The organism is Bacteroidota bacterium (assembly GCA_018692315.1).
GTDB lineage: Bacteria > Bacteroidota > Bacteroidia > Bacteroidales > JABHKC01 > JABHKC01.
In genome coordinates, this window is the sequence record JABHKC010000217.1 from 17,051 (window position 1) to 36,304 (window position 19,254).

Annotated in this window: 11 protein-coding genes and 1 pseudogene; all 12 read left to right on the plus strand. The window is 32.4% G+C overall.

Annotation, left to right across the window (positions count from 1 at the left end):
- Positions 1-50 precede the first annotated feature (50 nt).
- The 12 genes and pseudogenes from HN894_15910 (at position 51) to HN894_15965 (ending at position 19,234) form a co-directional block, all read left to right on the plus strand.
- A complete protein-coding gene (locus HN894_15910) occupies positions 51-6,830 on the plus strand; it encodes a T9SS type A sorting domain-containing protein (GenBank protein ID MBT7144809.1) in 6,780 nt (2,259 codons plus the stop codon).
- A gap of 126 nt (positions 6,831-6,956) precedes the next feature.
- Entirely contained in the window at positions 6,957-7,778 is an 822-nt protein-coding gene (bamD, locus tag HN894_15915) for an outer membrane protein assembly factor BamD (GenBank protein ID MBT7144810.1), read from the plus strand.
- Positions 7,779-7,793: 15 nt separating this feature from the next.
- A complete protein-coding gene (locus tag HN894_15920) occupies positions 7,794-8,141 on the plus strand; it encodes a DNA-directed RNA polymerase subunit omega (GenBank protein ID MBT7144811.1) in 348 nt (115 codons plus the stop codon).
- A 24-nt stretch (positions 8,142-8,165) separates the two neighbouring features.
- Positions 8,166-9,379: pseudogene (gene coaBC / locus HN894_15925) on the plus strand (bifunctional phosphopantothenoylcysteine decarboxylase/phosphopantothenate--cysteine ligase CoaBC).
- Between the two features lie 8 nt (positions 9,380-9,387).
- Entirely contained in the window at positions 9,388-10,332 is a 945-nt protein-coding gene (locus tag HN894_15930; protein ID MBT7144812.1) for a DUF4835 family protein, read from the plus strand.
- Between the two features lie 78 nt (positions 10,333-10,410).
- Positions 10,411-12,063, plus strand: coding sequence for a DNA repair protein RecN (gene recN, locus HN894_15935; GenBank protein ID MBT7144813.1), 1,653 nt, complete (start codon positions 10,411-10,413; stop codon positions 12,061-12,063).
- A 19-nt stretch (positions 12,064-12,082) separates the two neighbouring features.
- Entirely contained in the window at positions 12,083-12,553 is a 471-nt protein-coding gene (locus HN894_15940) for an isoprenylcysteine carboxylmethyltransferase family protein (protein MBT7144814.1), read from the plus strand.
- Between the two features lie 177 nt (positions 12,554-12,730).
- Positions 12,731-13,567 (plus strand): enoyl-ACP reductase, encoded by an 837-nt coding sequence (locus tag HN894_15945; protein ID MBT7144815.1) that lies wholly within the window; start codon positions 12,731-12,733, stop codon positions 13,565-13,567.
- A gap of 143 nt (positions 13,568-13,710) precedes the next feature.
- Positions 13,711-14,298, plus strand: a complete 588-nt coding sequence (locus HN894_15950; protein MBT7144816.1) for a DUF3575 domain-containing protein — start codon at positions 13,711-13,713, stop codon at positions 14,296-14,298.
- Between the two features lie 86 nt (positions 14,299-14,384).
- Positions 14,385-15,224, plus strand: coding sequence for a GntR family transcriptional regulator (locus HN894_15955; protein MBT7144817.1), 840 nt, complete (start codon positions 14,385-14,387; stop codon positions 15,222-15,224).
- A gap of 63 nt (positions 15,225-15,287) precedes the next feature.
- Positions 15,288-15,752, plus strand: a complete 465-nt coding sequence (locus tag HN894_15960; GenBank protein ID MBT7144818.1) for a GNAT family N-acetyltransferase — start codon at positions 15,288-15,290, stop codon at positions 15,750-15,752.
- 233 nt (positions 15,753-15,985) lie between these two features.
- On the plus strand, positions 15,986-19,234 hold the full coding sequence (locus tag HN894_15965; protein MBT7144819.1) for a hypothetical protein: 3,249 nt from the start codon (positions 15,986-15,988) through the stop codon (positions 19,232-19,234).
- Positions 19,235-19,254: the final 20 nt, after the last annotated feature.

The window sequence follows — 19,254 nt, forward strand, 5'->3', positions numbered from 1 at the left end:
AAAATAACATTAGAGTAGTAAAAAATAAAATAGAAATCTAAAAAAAAATTATGAAAAAATTTATTGTGCTAATTTCAATTTGTTTTGTTTACACAACCAATTATTCTCAACAATTGTACATAAATGAGATTATGCCGTCAAATGATACAACAGTTGCAGATTTTAATGGGAATTTTTCCGATTGGATTGAATTATTTAATTCATCAGCCTCAGCAATAAATTTGCAAGGCTATTTTCTTACTGACAACGAAAATGATTCTACAAAATGGGTTTTCCCAAATATTATGATTGATGCAAATAGCTTCCTGATAATTTGGGCCTCATTAAACGATACTGTTTATCCTAATGGAGAAATACATACGAACTTCAAATTGAGTTCCTCAGGCGAAGTTTTATCTTTATACTCTCCCTTAGACACAAGCTTGATAGATCAATTCGATTCAATCAGTATTGCAAACAATTATTCCTACGGAAGATTTCCTGATGGAGCTAATGATTTATACCATTTTTCTGTATCATCATTCAATTTGCCAAACGACACAAGTTCTGGTTATCTACCAGTATTTAATAGCAATTTGCTAATAAACGAATTTATAACAGCCAACGACTCAATTTTGACTGATAATTTTGGTGAATACGACGATTGGATTGAAATCTATAATCCTAGTAATGACACCATTAACATGAGTGGATATTTCCTAACAGACGACCTTAACAATCCCTCAAAATGGCAAATTCCAAATACCGATTCTGTATCAACTACAATTCTTCCTGGAGGATTTTTACTATTTTGGGCAGATAATGAAACTTCGCAAGGAATTATGCACACTAATTTCAAATTAAGCTCAGGTGGCGAACAAATTGGAATTTCACAATTCATCAACGGTGAATATATTTTTTCAGATACCATAACCTTTGGAATACAATTAACAGATATTTCATTTGGAAGAATTCCTGATGGTAGTCAAACTTTCCAAAATTTTCAAAATCCTACGCCAGGCACAAGCAATAATAGTGCCCCTATAATTGAAATTTTAAATCCCCCTGTATTTTCTCATGATGCTGGTCTTTATTTAGACTCTTTCTATTTAAAGCTTAGCTCCATAAATCCTGACGACACAATATATATTACCAGAGATGGATCTGTTCCTGATGAGAACTCCGAGATGGTTACCGACTCAATTCTTATAAAATCCCGCATTGGTGAACTATTTTCAATTGCAGGAATAAGAACTACATTCACAGAATCTTATCAGGGATTCAATTCATGGCATTTGCCCGATGAAGCTGATGTTTTCAAAATCAGTACAATTAGAGCAATTTGCAAAAAAAATGGTGCTATTTCAAGCAAAATAATAACAAAATCCTTTCTTGTAGATCAAGATATTCATAACAAATATTCAATTCCCATTTTTTCTTTAGTTACTGATTCTTTGAATCTTTATGACTCCACTATAGGCATATATATACCAGGTGCCAACTATGACCCTACTTATTCTAGTACATATGCATGGACTACAGCAAATTATTCCCAATCAGGTATTGAGTGGGAACGTCCAATTCATGTTGAATTTTTTAATGAAAGTGGAGTAAAGGATTTTTCATTTGATGGAGGTGTTAGAATTCAAGGACACTTAACCAGAACCATGAATATTAAATCGCTTCGAATTTACTTGCGTTCAGAATATGGATTAAGCCAACTCAATTATCAATTATTTCCAGATTATGAAGTAGGTGTTTTCAAACGATTTCTTTTAAGAAACTCAGGAAATGATTGTCAATATTTATATTTTAGAGATGCATTTATGCAAAGCATTGTCCCGGAAGAACATTCTATAACTCAATCATACAGACCTTCAATAGTGTTTCTTAATGGCGAATTTTGGGGTATTCACAACATTAGAGAACGATTTGACAAATACTTTTTCGAAACCAAATACAATATTCCTGAAGATAGTTTAGACTTACTTGAATTAGATGCTGTACCAATAGAAGGAGATGAAAATGACTGGGATCTACTTGATGAATTTGTCGATGATATGGATATGACAGATTCAAGCAACTATGCTTATGTAAAAACGAAAATTGATGTAGAAAACTACATTGATTATCTTGCAACTGAATTTTTTGTAAATAATACTGACTGGCCTCAAAACAACATCAAGTTTTTTAGGTATAGAGGTTCTTATAATCCAAACGCACCATATCCAAAAGATGGGAGATGGCGTTGGTTAACTTTTGATTTAGATTTAGGTTTTGATCGAACTTCATCATACTCAAATAACTTAATCCAAACAAAATTCAATAATACCGGATGGTCAGCAAAGTTTATGCGACATTTAGTAGGAGTACCAAGCGATTCTTCAATCCCTGGAAATCCAGAATTTAGAGAAAAATTTATAACTCGATTTGCAGATCTCCTTAACTCTAGCTTTAAAAAAGAACATACAACAGAACAATTATATATATTTGAAGATCGTATCGAAGATGAGTTCATAATTCACAGAGACAGATGGAATTATCCATCCTCAAGTACACATTCATCCCATATTGGGAAAGTGCACACTTTTGCAGAGGAAAGACCCAATTATATCTTTCAACAACTCGAAGGTTGGTTTACAAACACAATAAATGAAATTGACACAATAAGCCTTGATGTATCTGATATCGTAGCAGGAAATATAAAAATTAATACAATTACAATTAATGAAGAATTATCTGGAGTTTCTTCATCAGTTTATCCTTGGGAAGGAAGATATTTCGATGGTGTCCCTGTAACAATTACTGCAATCCCAAATACTGGTTACCTCTTTGACTCATGGTCGGATGGCGACACTACGCAAATTAGAGTAGTTTCGACAATTTCCGATTCTACCTACACTGCAATATTCGTTGTTGACTCTACATATACCCCCCCTCCAACATACAATCTATTCATCAACGAGTTTCTCGTTTCAAACAATTCTGATATCACTGACAACTATGCCGAATATGAAGACTGGATTGAAATATACAATGCGGATACTATGGCAATTGACTTAGGTGGATTTTATTTTACTGACGATTTTTCAAATCCATTAAAATGGCAAATTCCTACAACTTATCCGGATTCTACAACAATCCAAGCCGGAGAATTTCTTGTATTTTGGGCAGACAATCAACCCGAGCAAGGAATCCTGCATCTTGATTTTAAACTTAGCGGAAGCGGAGAACAAATCGGCTTATTAACATCCATTCAAGGCATTACAAATTTCATCGACTCTGTTTCTTATGTACAACAGTATTCAGACACATCTTTTGGCAGATATACTGATGGAACAAACAATTGGGAACATTTCAGAATAACTACACCAGGCTATGAAAATATTTCTGATACTGCTGGACTACCTACTTCTGAAATTACTAATTTATTTATAAACGAATTTCTTGCTGTAAATTTAACCGACACAACAGATAACTATGGAGAATACGATGATTGGATAGAATTATATAATGCAGATTCAATTGCTGTAAATATAGGAGGCATGTACATTACCGACGATCTGACAAATTTAACAATGTGGCAAATTCCGCACAATTCGCCTGATTCAACTACAATTCAACCCGGAGAATTTCTTGTACTATGGGCAGATAAAAATGTAGGTCAAGGAATCTTGCACACCGATATTAAACTTGGCGGAACAGGCGAAAGTATTGCAATTGTTCAAGTGTTAGGAAACGACACCATTATTATAGATTCATTATCATTTGGAATTCAATCTGAAGATATTTCTTACGGAAGATACCCTGATGGCACAAGTACATTAGAATATTTCAGCACTACTTCTTTCGAAGCTCCAAATGTTTATGGAAGTCCGAATTTCCAAACAATTACTGATTTATATATAAACGAACTTCTCGCATCCAATAATAATGATATTGTTGACAATTATAACGAAAATGAAGATTGGATAGAAATTTACAATGCCGGACAAAGTCCTGTTGACATTGGTGGTTTGTATTTGACTGATACTTTTCCAAACCAAAGTTTATATCAAATTCCAACTACTTACCCCGACTCAACTACAATTGCTCCCCAAGAATACTTAGTACTTTGGGCCGATAATAATATAGAACAGGGAATTTTACATTTAGGTTTGAAACTGTCTGGCTCCGGCGAACAAATCGGAATTAGCCAATTCAACGGTCAAAATTTAGTTTATCTTGACTCTATCACCTTCGGACAACAATTTCCAGATACTTCATTCGGAAGATATCCTGACGGAACTATTGATTGGGAATATTTTCTAACAACAACACCCGGCAGTTCGAACATTTCAAATACGACAGTTAATCCCCCTACAGAAATTTCAAATTTATTCATAAACGAGTTTCTCGCAATAAATGTTGGAGATACAACAGATAACTCTGGCGAATATGATGATTGGATTGAACTGTACAATGCTGATACTATTGCTGTGAATATTGGTGGATTGTTCATTACAGACAATTTGACGAATCCAACTATGTGGCAAATCCCAGACAGTTATCCCGACTCAACTACAATTCAACCGGGAGAATTTCTGGTACTTTGGGCTGATAAAGATACGACTCAAGGAATCTTGCATACTAATATTAAACTTACAGGAAGCGGCGAAAATATTGCTATTGTTCAAGTTTTAGGAAACGATACAATTATTATAGATTCCCTAAGCTTTGGAATTCAATCTGATGACATTTCTTTTGGAAGATATCCCGATGGTTCGAGCACATTGGAATATTTTAGTACTACTTCTTTCAGAGCTCCAAATATTTATGGAAGTCCAAATATTCAATCAATCAACGATTTGTATATAAACGAACTTCTTGCATCAAATACTGGCGATATTGTTGATAACTACGGCGAAAACGAAGATTGGATAGAATTGTACAATGCAGGAACAAGTCCTATAGATATTGGCGGATTGTATTTTACAGATTCCTTAGCCAACCAAAGCCTGTATCAAATTCCAAATACTTATCCCGACTCCACAACAATTGCTCCCGGAGGATTTTTAGTACTTTGGGCCGATAATGATACTGAACAAGGAATATTGCATTTAGGTTTGAAACTATCTGGTTCCGGCGAACAAATCGGTATTAGTCAATTCGATGGACAAAACTTAGTATGGCTTGATTCTATAACTTTCGGACAGCAAATTGCTGATACTTCCTTTGGAAGGTATCCTGACGGAACTACAAACTGGGAATCATTTAATAATACAAGTCCGGGTAGTACTAATGTCGAAAACTCAATTTTATCATCACCAAATTGGAACATACCACAAATTACCACTGATAATCATGTAATTTTAATACCAAATACTGCAAATATTACAATAAATGGAATTCCTATAGAAAATGGCGACTGGATCGGAACTTTCTACGATTCGGTCGGAACCTTAGTTTGCGCAGGCTCTCTTTTGTGGGAAGGAATAACAAATTCTATAACAGCCTGGGGAGCAGATATCGGAGACGATGGATTTGTCGTTGGAGAAGTACTTAAATGGAAAATATGGGATGCATCGGAGGAAACAGAATTTCAAGCAATTGCAAGCTATGATCAAACCACATTTCCAAACACAAATACATATTCAAATCAAGGAATTAGCGGTATTGAAAGCTTAAATGCTTTTTCCAACCAAACCCTTGATTTACCATCCGGATGGAGCATTTTCTCTACATATATTTTACCAAATGAATTAAATATAGATTCCGTCTTTGTAACTATTTCTCAAGATATAATTATGATAAAAAGTGGAAATGGCTTGGTTTATTGGCCCGAATATTTTATCAATAATATTGTAGATATGATTGCAGGTCAAGGATATTTAGTAAAAATGCTCAATGCTCAAACAATAGATGTAGAAGGTATTATACTAATTCCTGAAGTTACAGAAATACCAATAGTTTCAGGTTGGAGCATCATAGGATATTTACGCCAAAGTTCGGCTCCAATAGACCAAATGCTCAGCGATATTGTTCAAAATATAATTATGGTGAAAAGCGGATCCGGTTTGGTTTATTGGCCAACCTACTTTATTAATAATATTGGCGACATGCACCCTGGGCAAGGATACAGAATTAAATTGACAGTTGCCGATACTCTAATTTACTCAGCAAACACATATTCAAATGTATCAAAATCAGAAACATATGATTCAAATCCCGATTCACAAATAAAGAGTACAGGCAGCAATATGGTTCTTGGAATTCCTAACTATGCTTGGACAGTGAAACCAAAAGTTGGCTCAGAAATTAATGTATTCTCCGAAAGTGGAATACTTGTTGGAAAAGCTACATACCAAGGGAAAAACATGGCAATTACAATTTGGGGCAACGACAAATTGTCGAAAATTGCAGATGGAATTGAAACTGACGAAAAGTTTATTATCAAACTTTGTACTGAAAATAAATTTGATAAAAACAGTAAAACTACATGCGAAATTATCCTCGAAGTAGAAAATTGGATAGAAGGAGACGAATATTTCTCCGAAAATAAAATTTCGGTTATCGAAAAATTCTCCCAATCCGTTCAGAACAATCAGAATATAGTTTTATATCAAAACATTCCGAACCCATTCAAAAGCAAAACCCAAATTAAGTTTTATTTGCCAAAATCGATGAAAGTTGAAATAACAACCTACAATTTATTAGGAGAAAAAATTGAATGCCTTATAAATGAGACTTTTGCTGCTGGAAATCAAACTATTGAGTTTAGTTCAAATAATTATCCTTCCGGAACATATTTTTACAAAATGAAAGCAGAAAATTTTGAAGCAACCAAATATTTGAATATCATAAAAAGATAGATAGAAAATATACTATAAATAAGCCATATTTTGAATAATACATTTTAAGATATGGCTTCTTTTATGAAAACTTTTTTTTTACAGAAAATAAATAAATAAATAAACTTTTCGTTTCCATTTTTAAAAATGATATATCTTTGCGCCATGATTAGAAATAGAAATAAGTTAATTGGTTTATTCTTAGTAGCTTTGCTTACCTTATCAGCTTGTAGTAAATATTCAAAATTGCTAAAAAGCACCGATTATGAATTAAAATATAAAGAGGCTTTAAAATATTATGAAGAAAAAGAATACTTAAAAGCCATTGGTTTATTCGAAGAACTTATTCCTATTTACAGAGGTACCTCAAAAGCCGAAAAAGTATATTATTATTATGCATATTGTCACTATGGACAGGAAGATTATATAATGGCTGGTTACTATTTCTCAAGCTTTTCAAAAACCTTTCCGAACAGCAAACACACGGAAGAAGCTGAATTTTTGGCAGCCTATTGCTATTATATGGATTCTCCAAAATCAAGTCTCGATCAATCGAATACATACAAAGCCATCGAAGAACTTCAGCTTTTTATCAATAGGCATCCCGAAAGCGAAAAAATTGAAGAGTCGAATGAATTAATTGATAAGCTTAGACATAAACTTGAAAAAAAATCGTACGATAATGCACTTTTGTACTTTAATATTGGAGATTATAAAGCAGCAATTTTTGCAATAAAAACAAGCTTAAAAGATTTTCCAGATTCAAAATACCGAGAAAAACTCTTACTTTTTCAATTAAAATCATACTATTTATTAGCAATAAATAGTATCGAATCTAAGAAAAATGAAAGATTTCAATCAGCTATTGATTCCTACTACGAACTAATTGATGAATTTCCGAACTGCTCGGATAAAAAAAATGCAGAAAAAATATACGAAAACACAAGAAATAAATTAAGTAATAAGTAAAAATAATAGAATAGTATGGATTATAAAAAATCAACAGCTCCTTTAAGTACAATTACTCGCGACTTAAATGTTTTAGAAGGCGATACCGGGAATATTTATGAAACTCTTTCAATAATTGCAAAACGTTCAAATCAGATTTCTTCTGAAATAAAAAAAGAATTAAGCTCTAAGCTTGATGAATTTGCTTCTTTTACCGACAATCTTGAAGAAGTTTTTGAAAACAGGGAACAAATTGAAATATCAAAGTTTTACGAAAAACTTCCTAAACCAACTTTAATTGCTTCTGAAGAATATATGGAGAAAAAAATATATTACAGAAATCCAGCAAAAGATAAAAAACCTGATACTCCTCTGAGCGAATAGTTTAAAACTTAGAAAACATAACTAATGAATTCATTAGCAGGAAAAAAAGTTATATTAGGAATTACCGGTAGCATTGCAGCTTACAAATCGGCACATTTAATAAGGTTGCTGATTAAAGAAGGTGCTCAGGTAAAAGTAATTATGACACCCTATGCAAAAGAATTTATTACACCAGTAACAATTGCAACTCTGTCGAAAAATACTGTCCTGCACGACTTTTTTTCTCACGATGATGGACAATGGAATAGCCACGTTGAATTAGGAATTTGGGCTGATTTAATGCTAATTGCCCCAATAACAGCAAATACAATTGCAAAAATGGCAAATGGAATTTGCGACAATTTACTTCTAACTACATATCTATCAGCACGCTGCCCTGTTATGATAGCTCCAGCAATGGACTTAGATATGTTTCAGCATCCTGCTACAACAAAAAATATTGAAACTCTAAAAACTTTTGGGAATATTGTTGTAGAGCCCACTGCCGGTGAACTTGCAAGTGGCCTTGAAGGAAAAGGCAGAATGGAAGATCCTGAAAAAATAATCGAAAATATTAAGTTTTTTTTTACCCAAAAAGCAACAAATTAAAAAATAAAGTATTCCTGATAACAGCTGGTCCTACTCACGAAGCAATTGATCCAGTGAGGTTTATAGGAAATCATTCCTCCGGCAAAATGGGATTTGCTTTAGCCGAACATATTGCAAACTTAGGTGGATTTGTACATTTGGTTTGCGGTCCCAGCTCATTAGAAATTTCTCATCAAAATATTAATGTAGTAAATGTTGTTTCGGCAGAAGAAATGTACATTGAAGCTTCCAACATTTTTCCAAAAGCCGACATAACAATCCTTTCTGCAGCAGTTGCCGATTATACTCCAGTTCAAAAGTCGAGAGAAAAAATTAAAAAAAAGGATGGAAATTTTTCAATTGAATTGCAAGCTACCAAAGATATTGCTTTCGAATTAGGGAAACTGAAAAGAAAAAATCAAGTTCTCGTAGGATTTGCACTTGAAACGCAAAATGAAGTTGAAAATGCCAAGAAAAAAATGATTAAAAAAAATCTTGATATAATTGTTTTAAACTCGTTAAAAGACAATGGAGCAGGATTTAAACACGATACGAATAAAATCTCAATTATCTCTAAAAACAATAAAATTTTAAATTACAAGTTGAAGCACAAAAAAGAAGTAGCAAAAGATATTGTAGATAGAATAGTTGATTATGTTGAATTTCAATAAATTATAAAATGAAAAAAATTGCATTTATTTTTCTTTTAAATTTTCTAATAGTAAGCATTTTTGCTCAGGAATTTGATTGTAAAGTTCAAGTTATGTCCCAGCAGATTCAAGGAACTAACAAACAAATATTCAGGACATTACAAAGCGAAATATACGAGTTCATGAATAACAAAAAGTGGACAGAACACGTTTTTGGGATTAGCGAAAAAATTGATTGCAATATTATGATCACGCTTACCGAAGAAATTTCGGTTGATGAATTTAAAGGAAAAATTCAAATTCAAGCTCGCCGACCAGTTTACAATTCTTCGTACAATTCAGTCCTACTTAACTATGTTGACAATAATTTTCACATCAGATATGTTGAATTTGAACCTCTCGAATTTAATGAAACAGGAACATCATCGAATTTAGTCAATATTCTGGCATATTATTCATATGTAATTTTAGGATTCGATTACGACACCTTCGGAATGTTAGGTGGTTCAACGTTTTTTCAAAAAGCCGAACAAATAGTTTCGAAATCGCAAAATGCTCAAGAGAGAGGTTGGAAAGCCTTCGAAAGCTTGCGAAACAGATACTGGTTGATTGACAATCTATTGGACGACAACTATAAAGAAGTGAGAGAATGCTCTTATCGTTACCATCGTTTAGGATTAGATATTATGAGCGAAAAAGTAAATGATGGCAGATCGGAAATTGCTGAAAGTTTGAAACTCCTGCAAACTGCCCATAGAAAAAAACCCGGATCGTTCTTAATGCAAGTTTTTTTCGACGCTAAAGCCGACGAAATAGTGAATATTTTTTCGCAGTCTTTCCCCGATGAAAAAAATAGGGTAATTCAAATTCTTACTGAAGTAGATCCGGCAAACTCCACAAAATATAACAAAATTAAATCAGGCGAACAAGGCAGTACAACTCAGGGTACGTCAGGTGTGGGCGGAAAGTATTAGTTCATTTAATTGTATCTCTAATAGTTATTCTTCTATGAAAAATATTTTAATTTGTAATTTATAATCTGAATTCAATCAATGTTAAAAAGTCTGATAATAAAAAATTATACATTAATTGAACATTTAGAAATAGATTTTAACAATGGATTTTCTATTATTACCGGCGAAACAGGAGCAGGAAAATCAATTATTATTGGAGCATTATCTCTGCTTTTTGGTCAAAGAGCTGAATCTTCAATAATTAAATCTGACACAAAAAAGTGCATAATCGAAGGAGAATTTTCGGTTTCAGAATTCAAGTTAGATAGCTTCTTTTCAGAAAATGATATTGACAATGAACAAGTTTTGCTAATCAGACGCGAAATAAATTCAAACGGAAAGTCAAGAGCATTTATTAACGATACTCCCGTAAACATCAATATTTTAAAGACACTCAGGCTTCAAATTATTGATATTCATTCGCAGCACCAAAATTTATTGTTGAACAATACGAATTTTCAATTGCAATTGATTGATTCTTTTTCAAAACAATTAAAAGCAATAAGCAATTTTCAATCACAATATTTCAGACTTCAAGAATTAAAAAAGAAACATAAAACATTAAAGGAAACTGAAGAAAAATCAGCTAAAGAACTCGATTATTTGTTATATCAATTAAATGAGTTAGAGAAAGCAAATTTACAAACAGAGGAGCAAGAAAACTTCGAGAAAGAGCTCGAGACCTTAAATCATGCAGAGGAGATTAATTTAAATTTTGCGGAAGCAGAGGAGATTTTATTGGGTTCAAACGCAGTTCTTTCACAACTTAAAAAAATAAACAATAATATTGACAAAACTATAAAGTATGTTGCAGATTCAGCAGAGCTTTATAAGCGAATTGAAAGTTGCTTTTTTGAATTGAAAGATGTTGGCGATGAAATTGAAAAACTTAATAGCAACATTGAAATAGATCCTGAAAAGATTGATTTTATTAAACAAAGGTTAGACTTAATTTATAATTTACAACTTAAGCATAGAGTAAATTCAGTTTCAGAATTATTAGATATTCAGGATAAACTGAAAGCTCATATTTTAAAAATTTCTTCTTTCGATGAAGAAATACAAATACTTGAAAAAGAAATTTTTGAGCTTGAAAAAAAGACTGTAAATAGTGCTATGGAAATTTCGGAAAATCGCAAAAAAGCCATTCCTTCAATTGAAAACAAAATAACTGAAATGCTCAAATTGCTTGGAATGCCAGACGTTGAATTTAAGATAGAACTTTCTGATAAACCTGAACTTTCTGAAACAGGCTTCAACAATATTAGTTTGCTTTTTTCTGCAAACAAAATGATAGCTTTGCAAGACATTACAAAAGTTGCTTCTGGCGGTGAAATATCTCGTGTTATGCTAAGTATCAAAGCTTTATTGGCAAAATCTTTAGTTCTTCCTACAATAGTTTTCGATGAAATAGATTCAGGAATTTCAAGCGAAATTGCTTCAAAAATGGGAGATATTTTAAAAAATATGTCTGAACAAATTCAAGTAATAAATATAACACATTTGCCACAAATTGCAGCAAAGGGAGACATTCACTATTATGTTTTCAAAAATGCGGAAAACAAAAGAACAACTACAAAGATTAAGATATTGAATCACAAAGAAAGAATTGAAGAAATTGCAAAAATGCTGAGCGGAGAAAGTGTTTCTGATGCTGCCTTCGACAATGCACGCGAACTTCTTAAAAACTAAAGTACAAAATGAATATATTATGAATAAAAAGAGAAGTATTTTTGGAATAGGCATATATTGGGCAATAGTTTCGATAATATATTCTATTATTGTAGTTTTTGTAAATATTGTTTTCTTCGAAAGACTGATAATCAGAGATGTACCTATGCTTCTTTTAGACACTTTTGGAATTGGTTTACTTGCATTTGGACTTATTATGATGATCGTTTCAATAATTACATTTAGAATTGCATTCAAAAATAATAAACTAATTACCAAAGGAATATATAGCATTGTCAGGCACCCATTATACTCTTCAATAATTTTGCTTATTGTTCCCGGTATTGTAATTCTCACCAAATTAATTTTGGGACTAACAGTTCCTGTTTTTATGCTCATAGCTTATAAATTCATGATTTACAAAGAAGAACATGAACTATTTTTGGAATTTGGCAACGATTATATAGTATATAGAAATCAAACAAATGCTTTAATACCAAAATTGAATTGATTTCTTTAATATTTTGAAATCGATTTTGAGGAAGAAAAATAGGTAGGTGAGAAACAATCATTTATTGGTTAACACGCAATTATTAAACACATTACAATTTATTTTGATATATAAAAGTATTTAAATACCTTAATATCTAATATCTTTATTTACTTTTGCGACAGAAAAAAATTAGATATGGCTTATAATTTATTAAAAGGGAAAAAAGGAATAATTTTTGGAGCACTAAATAACAGTTCTATTGCCTGGCATATTGCCGAACGAGCTTACGAAGAAGGGGCAGAATTTGTTCTTACAAATACTCCTGTTTCAATGAGATTTGGCGAAATTTCTGAACTTGCGAAAAAATGTAACACCCAGGTTATTCCGGCAGATGCAACAAATGTAAAAGACTTAGAAAATCTTATATCAAAAACAATGGAGATTTTTGGTGGAAAAATCGACTTTATTCTTCATTCAATCGGAATGTCCTTAAATGTTAGAAAAGGCAGACTCTACGATGATTTAAATTACGACTTTTTTCATAAAACATTGGATATATCAGCAATATCATTTCATAAAATGTTGCAAGTTGCGCGAAAACTCGATGCTATCAATAATTGGGGCTCAGTAGTGGCCTTATCATATGTTGCTTCGCAGCGAACTTTATACGGATATAATGACATGGGAGATGCAAAATCTTTGCTTGAATCTATAACCAGAAGTTTTGGATACATTTATGGCAGAGATAAAAATATTCGTGTGAATACAATTTCTCAGTCTCCAACAAAAACTACAGCCGGAAGTGGCGTAAAAGGCATTGATGGATTGATGGATTTTACGGAAAAAATGTCGCCTCTCGGAAATGCCACCGCTGAAGAATGCGCTGACTTTTGCATAACTTTATTCTCAGACTTAACGAAAAAAATCACCATGCAAAACCTCTTTCACGATGGAGGATTTTCGAATATGGGAATGAGCCTAAAAGCAATGCAAACCTATAATTTAAGCTTGAAAGAAGAGGAAAACGAATAAGTTACTCTACACTTTTCAAACTTTCATATGAATTGAGAGGATTTTTCATTTATAGCATATCAAATTCAAATTATCATTTCTATAAATATTTTTCATAGAAATAGTATATTTGCAACAATTGGATTTATTGTAAAATAATAGAAATGAAAAAAAGTTTTTTAGCATTAGCCCTTATTATTTCAATTAGCTTCATTGCTAATAACATATATTCTCAAGAAACTAATTATGCAAGAGTCAATCTTTTAGGTCTTGCTACAACTCAATTTGTAGGTTTGGGATTCGAACACAATTTAAATGGCTACTCTACTCTTTGCATAAGTGCCGATTTCGGTCGTTACGCAAAAGACAGCAAGAAAGAATTTGGTCAGACATTATGGAAAAAACAAATTATAGGCTTTGGAATAACACCGGCATACAGATATTATTTCAGATCGAGAACACACAGTAGAAACCCATCTGGTTGGTTTACTGGACTCTATGCAAGATACATGGATGTAAAATATACTAAAGAATCCCTTACTCCTTTAGACGATTTTTCTGAAAAGGCAAATAATCTCGGAGGTGGAGCAATTCTTGGCTATAAATACAAAAAGCCCGATTCACCATTCTTCTTCGAAACACTTGTAGGCTTAGGTTGGGGAATATCAACCCTCACAGGATACGAAAGCGATATATTACCAAAGGAAACAAATACCTGGAGATATGAATTTTCAATTGGGTATGCATTCTAATGAATAATATCCAAACAATATAAACAGATGGTGATTTAATTGAATTTTGATTCAAATTAAATCAAAACCTTCATTCAACTAAAGAAATTAGAATGGAAATTGGAAAAACAAATAAACTTACTGTTGCCAGAAATAGTGATTTTGGCTTTTATCTTATTGACGATGATAAAAACGAAGTCCTATTGCCAAATTCGTATGTAAGCGAAGATTTAAAAATTGCTGACGACATAGAAGTTTTCATTTATAAAGACTCAGAAAATCGGATAATTGCTACAAATCTCAAACCTTTTATTCAGTTGGGAGAATTTGCTGTTTTGCAAGCCAAAGATGTAAACGAATACGGAGCATTCATGGACTGGGGATTGGCAAAAGATTTATTTGTTCCTTTTGGAGAACAAACAAAAAAAATGGAGGCTGGAAATTGGTATTTGATATATCTCCTTTTAGATGAAGAAACCAACCGATTGATTGGCTCCAATAAAGTGAAAAAGTTTTTACATTTCGATGAAATTGATGTAAAACAAAATGACCAAGTTGACCTACTTCTTTTCGACAGAACAGAACTTGGAATAAATGCAATTGTAAATAATAAATACAAAGGTTTAATATTTAATTCAGACATTCACAAAAACATTCAAGCTGGCGATAAAATGTCAGGATTTATAAAGCAGGTTCGAGAAGATGGGAAAATCGACCTAAGTTTAGAACCCATTGGTTACAAAAACAGTATTGATATAAATTCCGAAATTATAATATCGGCATTAAAAAACAATAATGGATTACTAGAATTGACAGATAAAAGTTCTCCTGAAAATATTAAATACATTTTAGGATTGAGTAAAAAAGCATTCAAAAAAGCCTTAGGAAATTTATATAAAAACAAAATAGTTGAATTACATAAAAATGAAATTAAATTGATAAAATAATTTGCATTTTAACCTAAGTAGTGTCTCTATGTATAAATAATCGGAAATTTCATAGCAAAAATAATGAGTCTCATCATAAGAAAAGCCACCAACAAAGATTTTCCAGCAATTCTTTCTTTAATAAAAGAACTTGCCGATTTTGAAAAAGCACCCGAGAAAGTTACAAATTCGATAGAGCAAATGAAAAATGAAAAAGACTATTTTCAGGCATTTGTTGCCGAAAACGAAGAGAATGAGATTGTTGGAATGGCTGTTTACTTTTTTGCATATTTTACATGGGTTGGAAAATCTTTATATTTAGACGATATTTATGTAAAGAAATCGCAACGTGGGAAAAAAATAGGAACCAAATTACTGAAAAAAATCTTTGAAATTGCAAAAGCTGAAGAATGCAAACGAGTTCGTTGGCAGGTACTTAATTGGAATATTCCGGCAATTGAAATGTATAAAAAATGCAATGCCAATTTAGACGATGAGTGGATAAATTGCGATTTCGATTTGCAGGGAATCAGAGAGTTTAAAATTTAACATCTATTCTATATAAGGAAAATCTCTTATGAAAAATTTTGAACAATGAATTACTTCGAGACAGAGCGTAGAGCTATCAGATGAAATTTTCTATTTCCGACTTATAAGATCGGGTAATTGAATCACCTTTGATTAAATTATAAATAATTTTTTACATTTTTTTTAATTCATTGAATCATTTTCATAAAAAATTAATAGATTTACAAATTAATTTTTGTAAAACATTTTGAATTATGAAAACCAAGCAATTTATATTAAAAGCCATTTTAGTTTTATCTTTTTTTACATTTCTTAATTTCCATACAATCTTTGGTCAGACTTCGGGCGATTTTCGCTCTAAAACAACTGGAAACTGGTCGGGATTTTCTTCATGGGAAAAATATAATGGATCTTCTTGGGTCGATGCCATAAGTGGAGAAATCCCTGGTGTTAGCGTAGGTGAAAATATTTCAATTCTTGATGGTCATACAATTACCATTGATGAAACTCCGGCAAATTCAATATTAAGTCTAACTGTAGGCGAAGGCTCAAGTGGCTCTCTAATATATGGAACTCTTGCCGATTATACTTTGTCGGTTTCGGGCAATGTTTTGGTTACAGATAATGGATCGTTCACAGTAAATTCATCAACAAACAGAACACATTCTCTAATAGTTACAGGGAATCTATCAGTAGGAAACAGTGCCACTTTTAATATGTACGGTGCAAGCTCAAGACGAGTAGATGTTTCGTTTAATAGTTCATTAGTTGAAGATGTTACTATTAGCTCAAACGGAACTCCTACGAAACTGAAATTTGGAGGAATAACATTAGATAGGGGAGCAATTGACAGAAAAGTAGTTTGCAGTATTGACGCAGAAACAGGGAGTATTGCAAATGCAATTTCATATACAAATGGAACCTGGGAACAAAGTGCCGGAACATTTTCGTTTGGTGGTACGGCAAGCAATCAAACTATTAGTGTCAATGGTAAAATGATAATTTCGGGAACGGGAAGTATGTCTTGTGGTCAAGATTTCATTGTAAATGCAGGAACTTTTTCAGTAAATACAAGTGGGACAATTACAATAGGAAGCGACAACGATAGATTCTATAATTATAATGGCGGAACTACAACGCTATCATCTGGAACTGTAAATGTAGGAGGAAGATTTTATTTCACAAACGGTTCAGTAACAATAGACGGTGCAACAATAAACGTCCCATACTCAAGTCTTACTAGCTCAACAAGTACACATTATCCATTCTATGTGGCTTTGGGTGTAAGCTCTTTCACTATGTCTGGAGGGACATTAAATATTTTAACTGCAAATCAAGATGCCGCTTTTTCAAATTCTGATTTATATATTAGAAAAGGAACTTTGAGTGGAGGAACAATAATAGTTGGCGATGGTGCTTCATCAGGAACTGAAGACATTCTAATTAATATAAATCAGCAAGTAAATAATGTTACATTTAATAGCGGAACCACAAATATAGAAATAACCGGCAATGACCTTGACATAGATGGAACTCTGACACTAAGTTCGAGTGGAACAATAACTACCACAAATAATATAGCTTTCACTTCAAACGGAATTTTAAAGTATGATGGCACAACTGAACAAACCACTACAGATGCAGAATTTCCAACATTAAATGTCCCTAACAGCCTTACTGTAAGCAATTCAAATGGAGTTATACTTCATGCAAGTAGGACTATTAATGGGGCAATTACTATTGATGGATATTTAAATTGTCAGGATAAAACTCTATCAGGAACCGGAACTTTTAACTTAAATTCAGGCGGAACAATTGGGATAGCTGATGCAGATGGCATAAACAACTCAACAGGAAATATAATTGTTTCTGGAACTAAAACATATGACAATACTGCCAACTATATTTTTAATGGAAGTGTAGCCCAAGTAACTGGAACTGATATGAATACAACTATTAATAATATCGAAATTATAAATTCTCATGCAACTGAAACTGTTTCTCTATCGAATAGCACAACTGTAAATGGAACTTTTACAATCTCAGATGGTAAATTTGAAATTCCAATTGCTGCAAATTTCACTGTGAATGGAAATAGTACAATAACAGGTGCCGAAGCTCTAATCATAAAATCTACAGGAGTAGGTTCAAACGAAACAGGTTCTTTTATAGATAACGGTTCAGTATCCTATCCAAGTTCAGGTTCGGCTAAAGTAGAACGCTTTTTCTCAGCCGAGAGATGGTGGTACTTTTCGCCACCAACAAGCGATGCAAGCAGTGCTGATATTGATGTTGATTTTTCTACTGCCAATAATAACAGGCTTTATTTTTGGAATGAAACTGCCACAGGAACACATGGCTGGAATCAAATTCAAAATACAACTACAGATTTGAATGTTTTGCAAGGATATTCATACCAAAAATTTGATTTAGGCTCCACTACTAAATCTTTTTCTGGCTCTTTAAATACTGGTAGTGTAGGCTCTGCCGACAATCTAACCAGAACAAGTGGTCAATCTAACGAGGGCTACAATTTAGTTGGCAATCCATATCCTTCGGCAATTGATTGGGGGCAGTCAGGTGATGATGTTGCTGGCTGGACTAAAACAAATATAGAAACATCTATCTGGTATAGAACTACTTATGATGGAAATACACGTGGATATGCAACTTTTAACTACACTGGAGGAGTTGCAACTAACGGAGGTTCAAGAAATATTCCAGCCATGCAGGCATTTTGGGTTCGAGTTTCGAGCGGACAAACCACCGGAACTTTAACGATGACAAACTCTGTCAGACAGCACAACTCCCAAGCTTTTTACAAAAATGGAAATAATTCGCAAAACAAATTATTAAAATTAAAAATTGACAATAACGTATATAGTGATGAAACTATCATATATTTCAATTCAAATGCTGTGGATGGATATGACGATTTCGACTCTTTCAAAAAATTTAGCTTAGACAGTGAAGTGCCACAGATTTATACAAGTCTCCAAAACTATGAACAACTCGCTATAAATGGATTCTCTGAACTATCAACAAATCAATCTATCCCTCTGGGTTTCAGAACACAAATGCAAGATACTTTTAATTTGACAGTTGAAAATTTAGAAAACTTTGTACCAGGAACACAGATTTTTCTTGTGGACCAAATAGAAAATGCAATTGTTGAATTAAATCAAAATACTGTTTATACCTTTAGTTCGGATGTTGTAGATAACTTAAATAGATTTATAATTCATTTTTCTCCTGTAATTACTGAATTAACTAATTCAATTACAGATATTTCAATATTTTCTTATGAAAAAAACATTTATATAAAAAATATAAGGGAAGATGGATTTGTTGAAATATTCGATATTCTTGGAAAAAAATTGTTTGATAAAGAAATTTCAGCAATTGAAATTGAAAGGATAAAACTAAATTTGGAAAATCAGATTGTGATTGTTAAGATAATTTCTAATAACAATAATTATAGCAAAAAATTGCTTATCAAATAACTACAAACATTAACTATAAA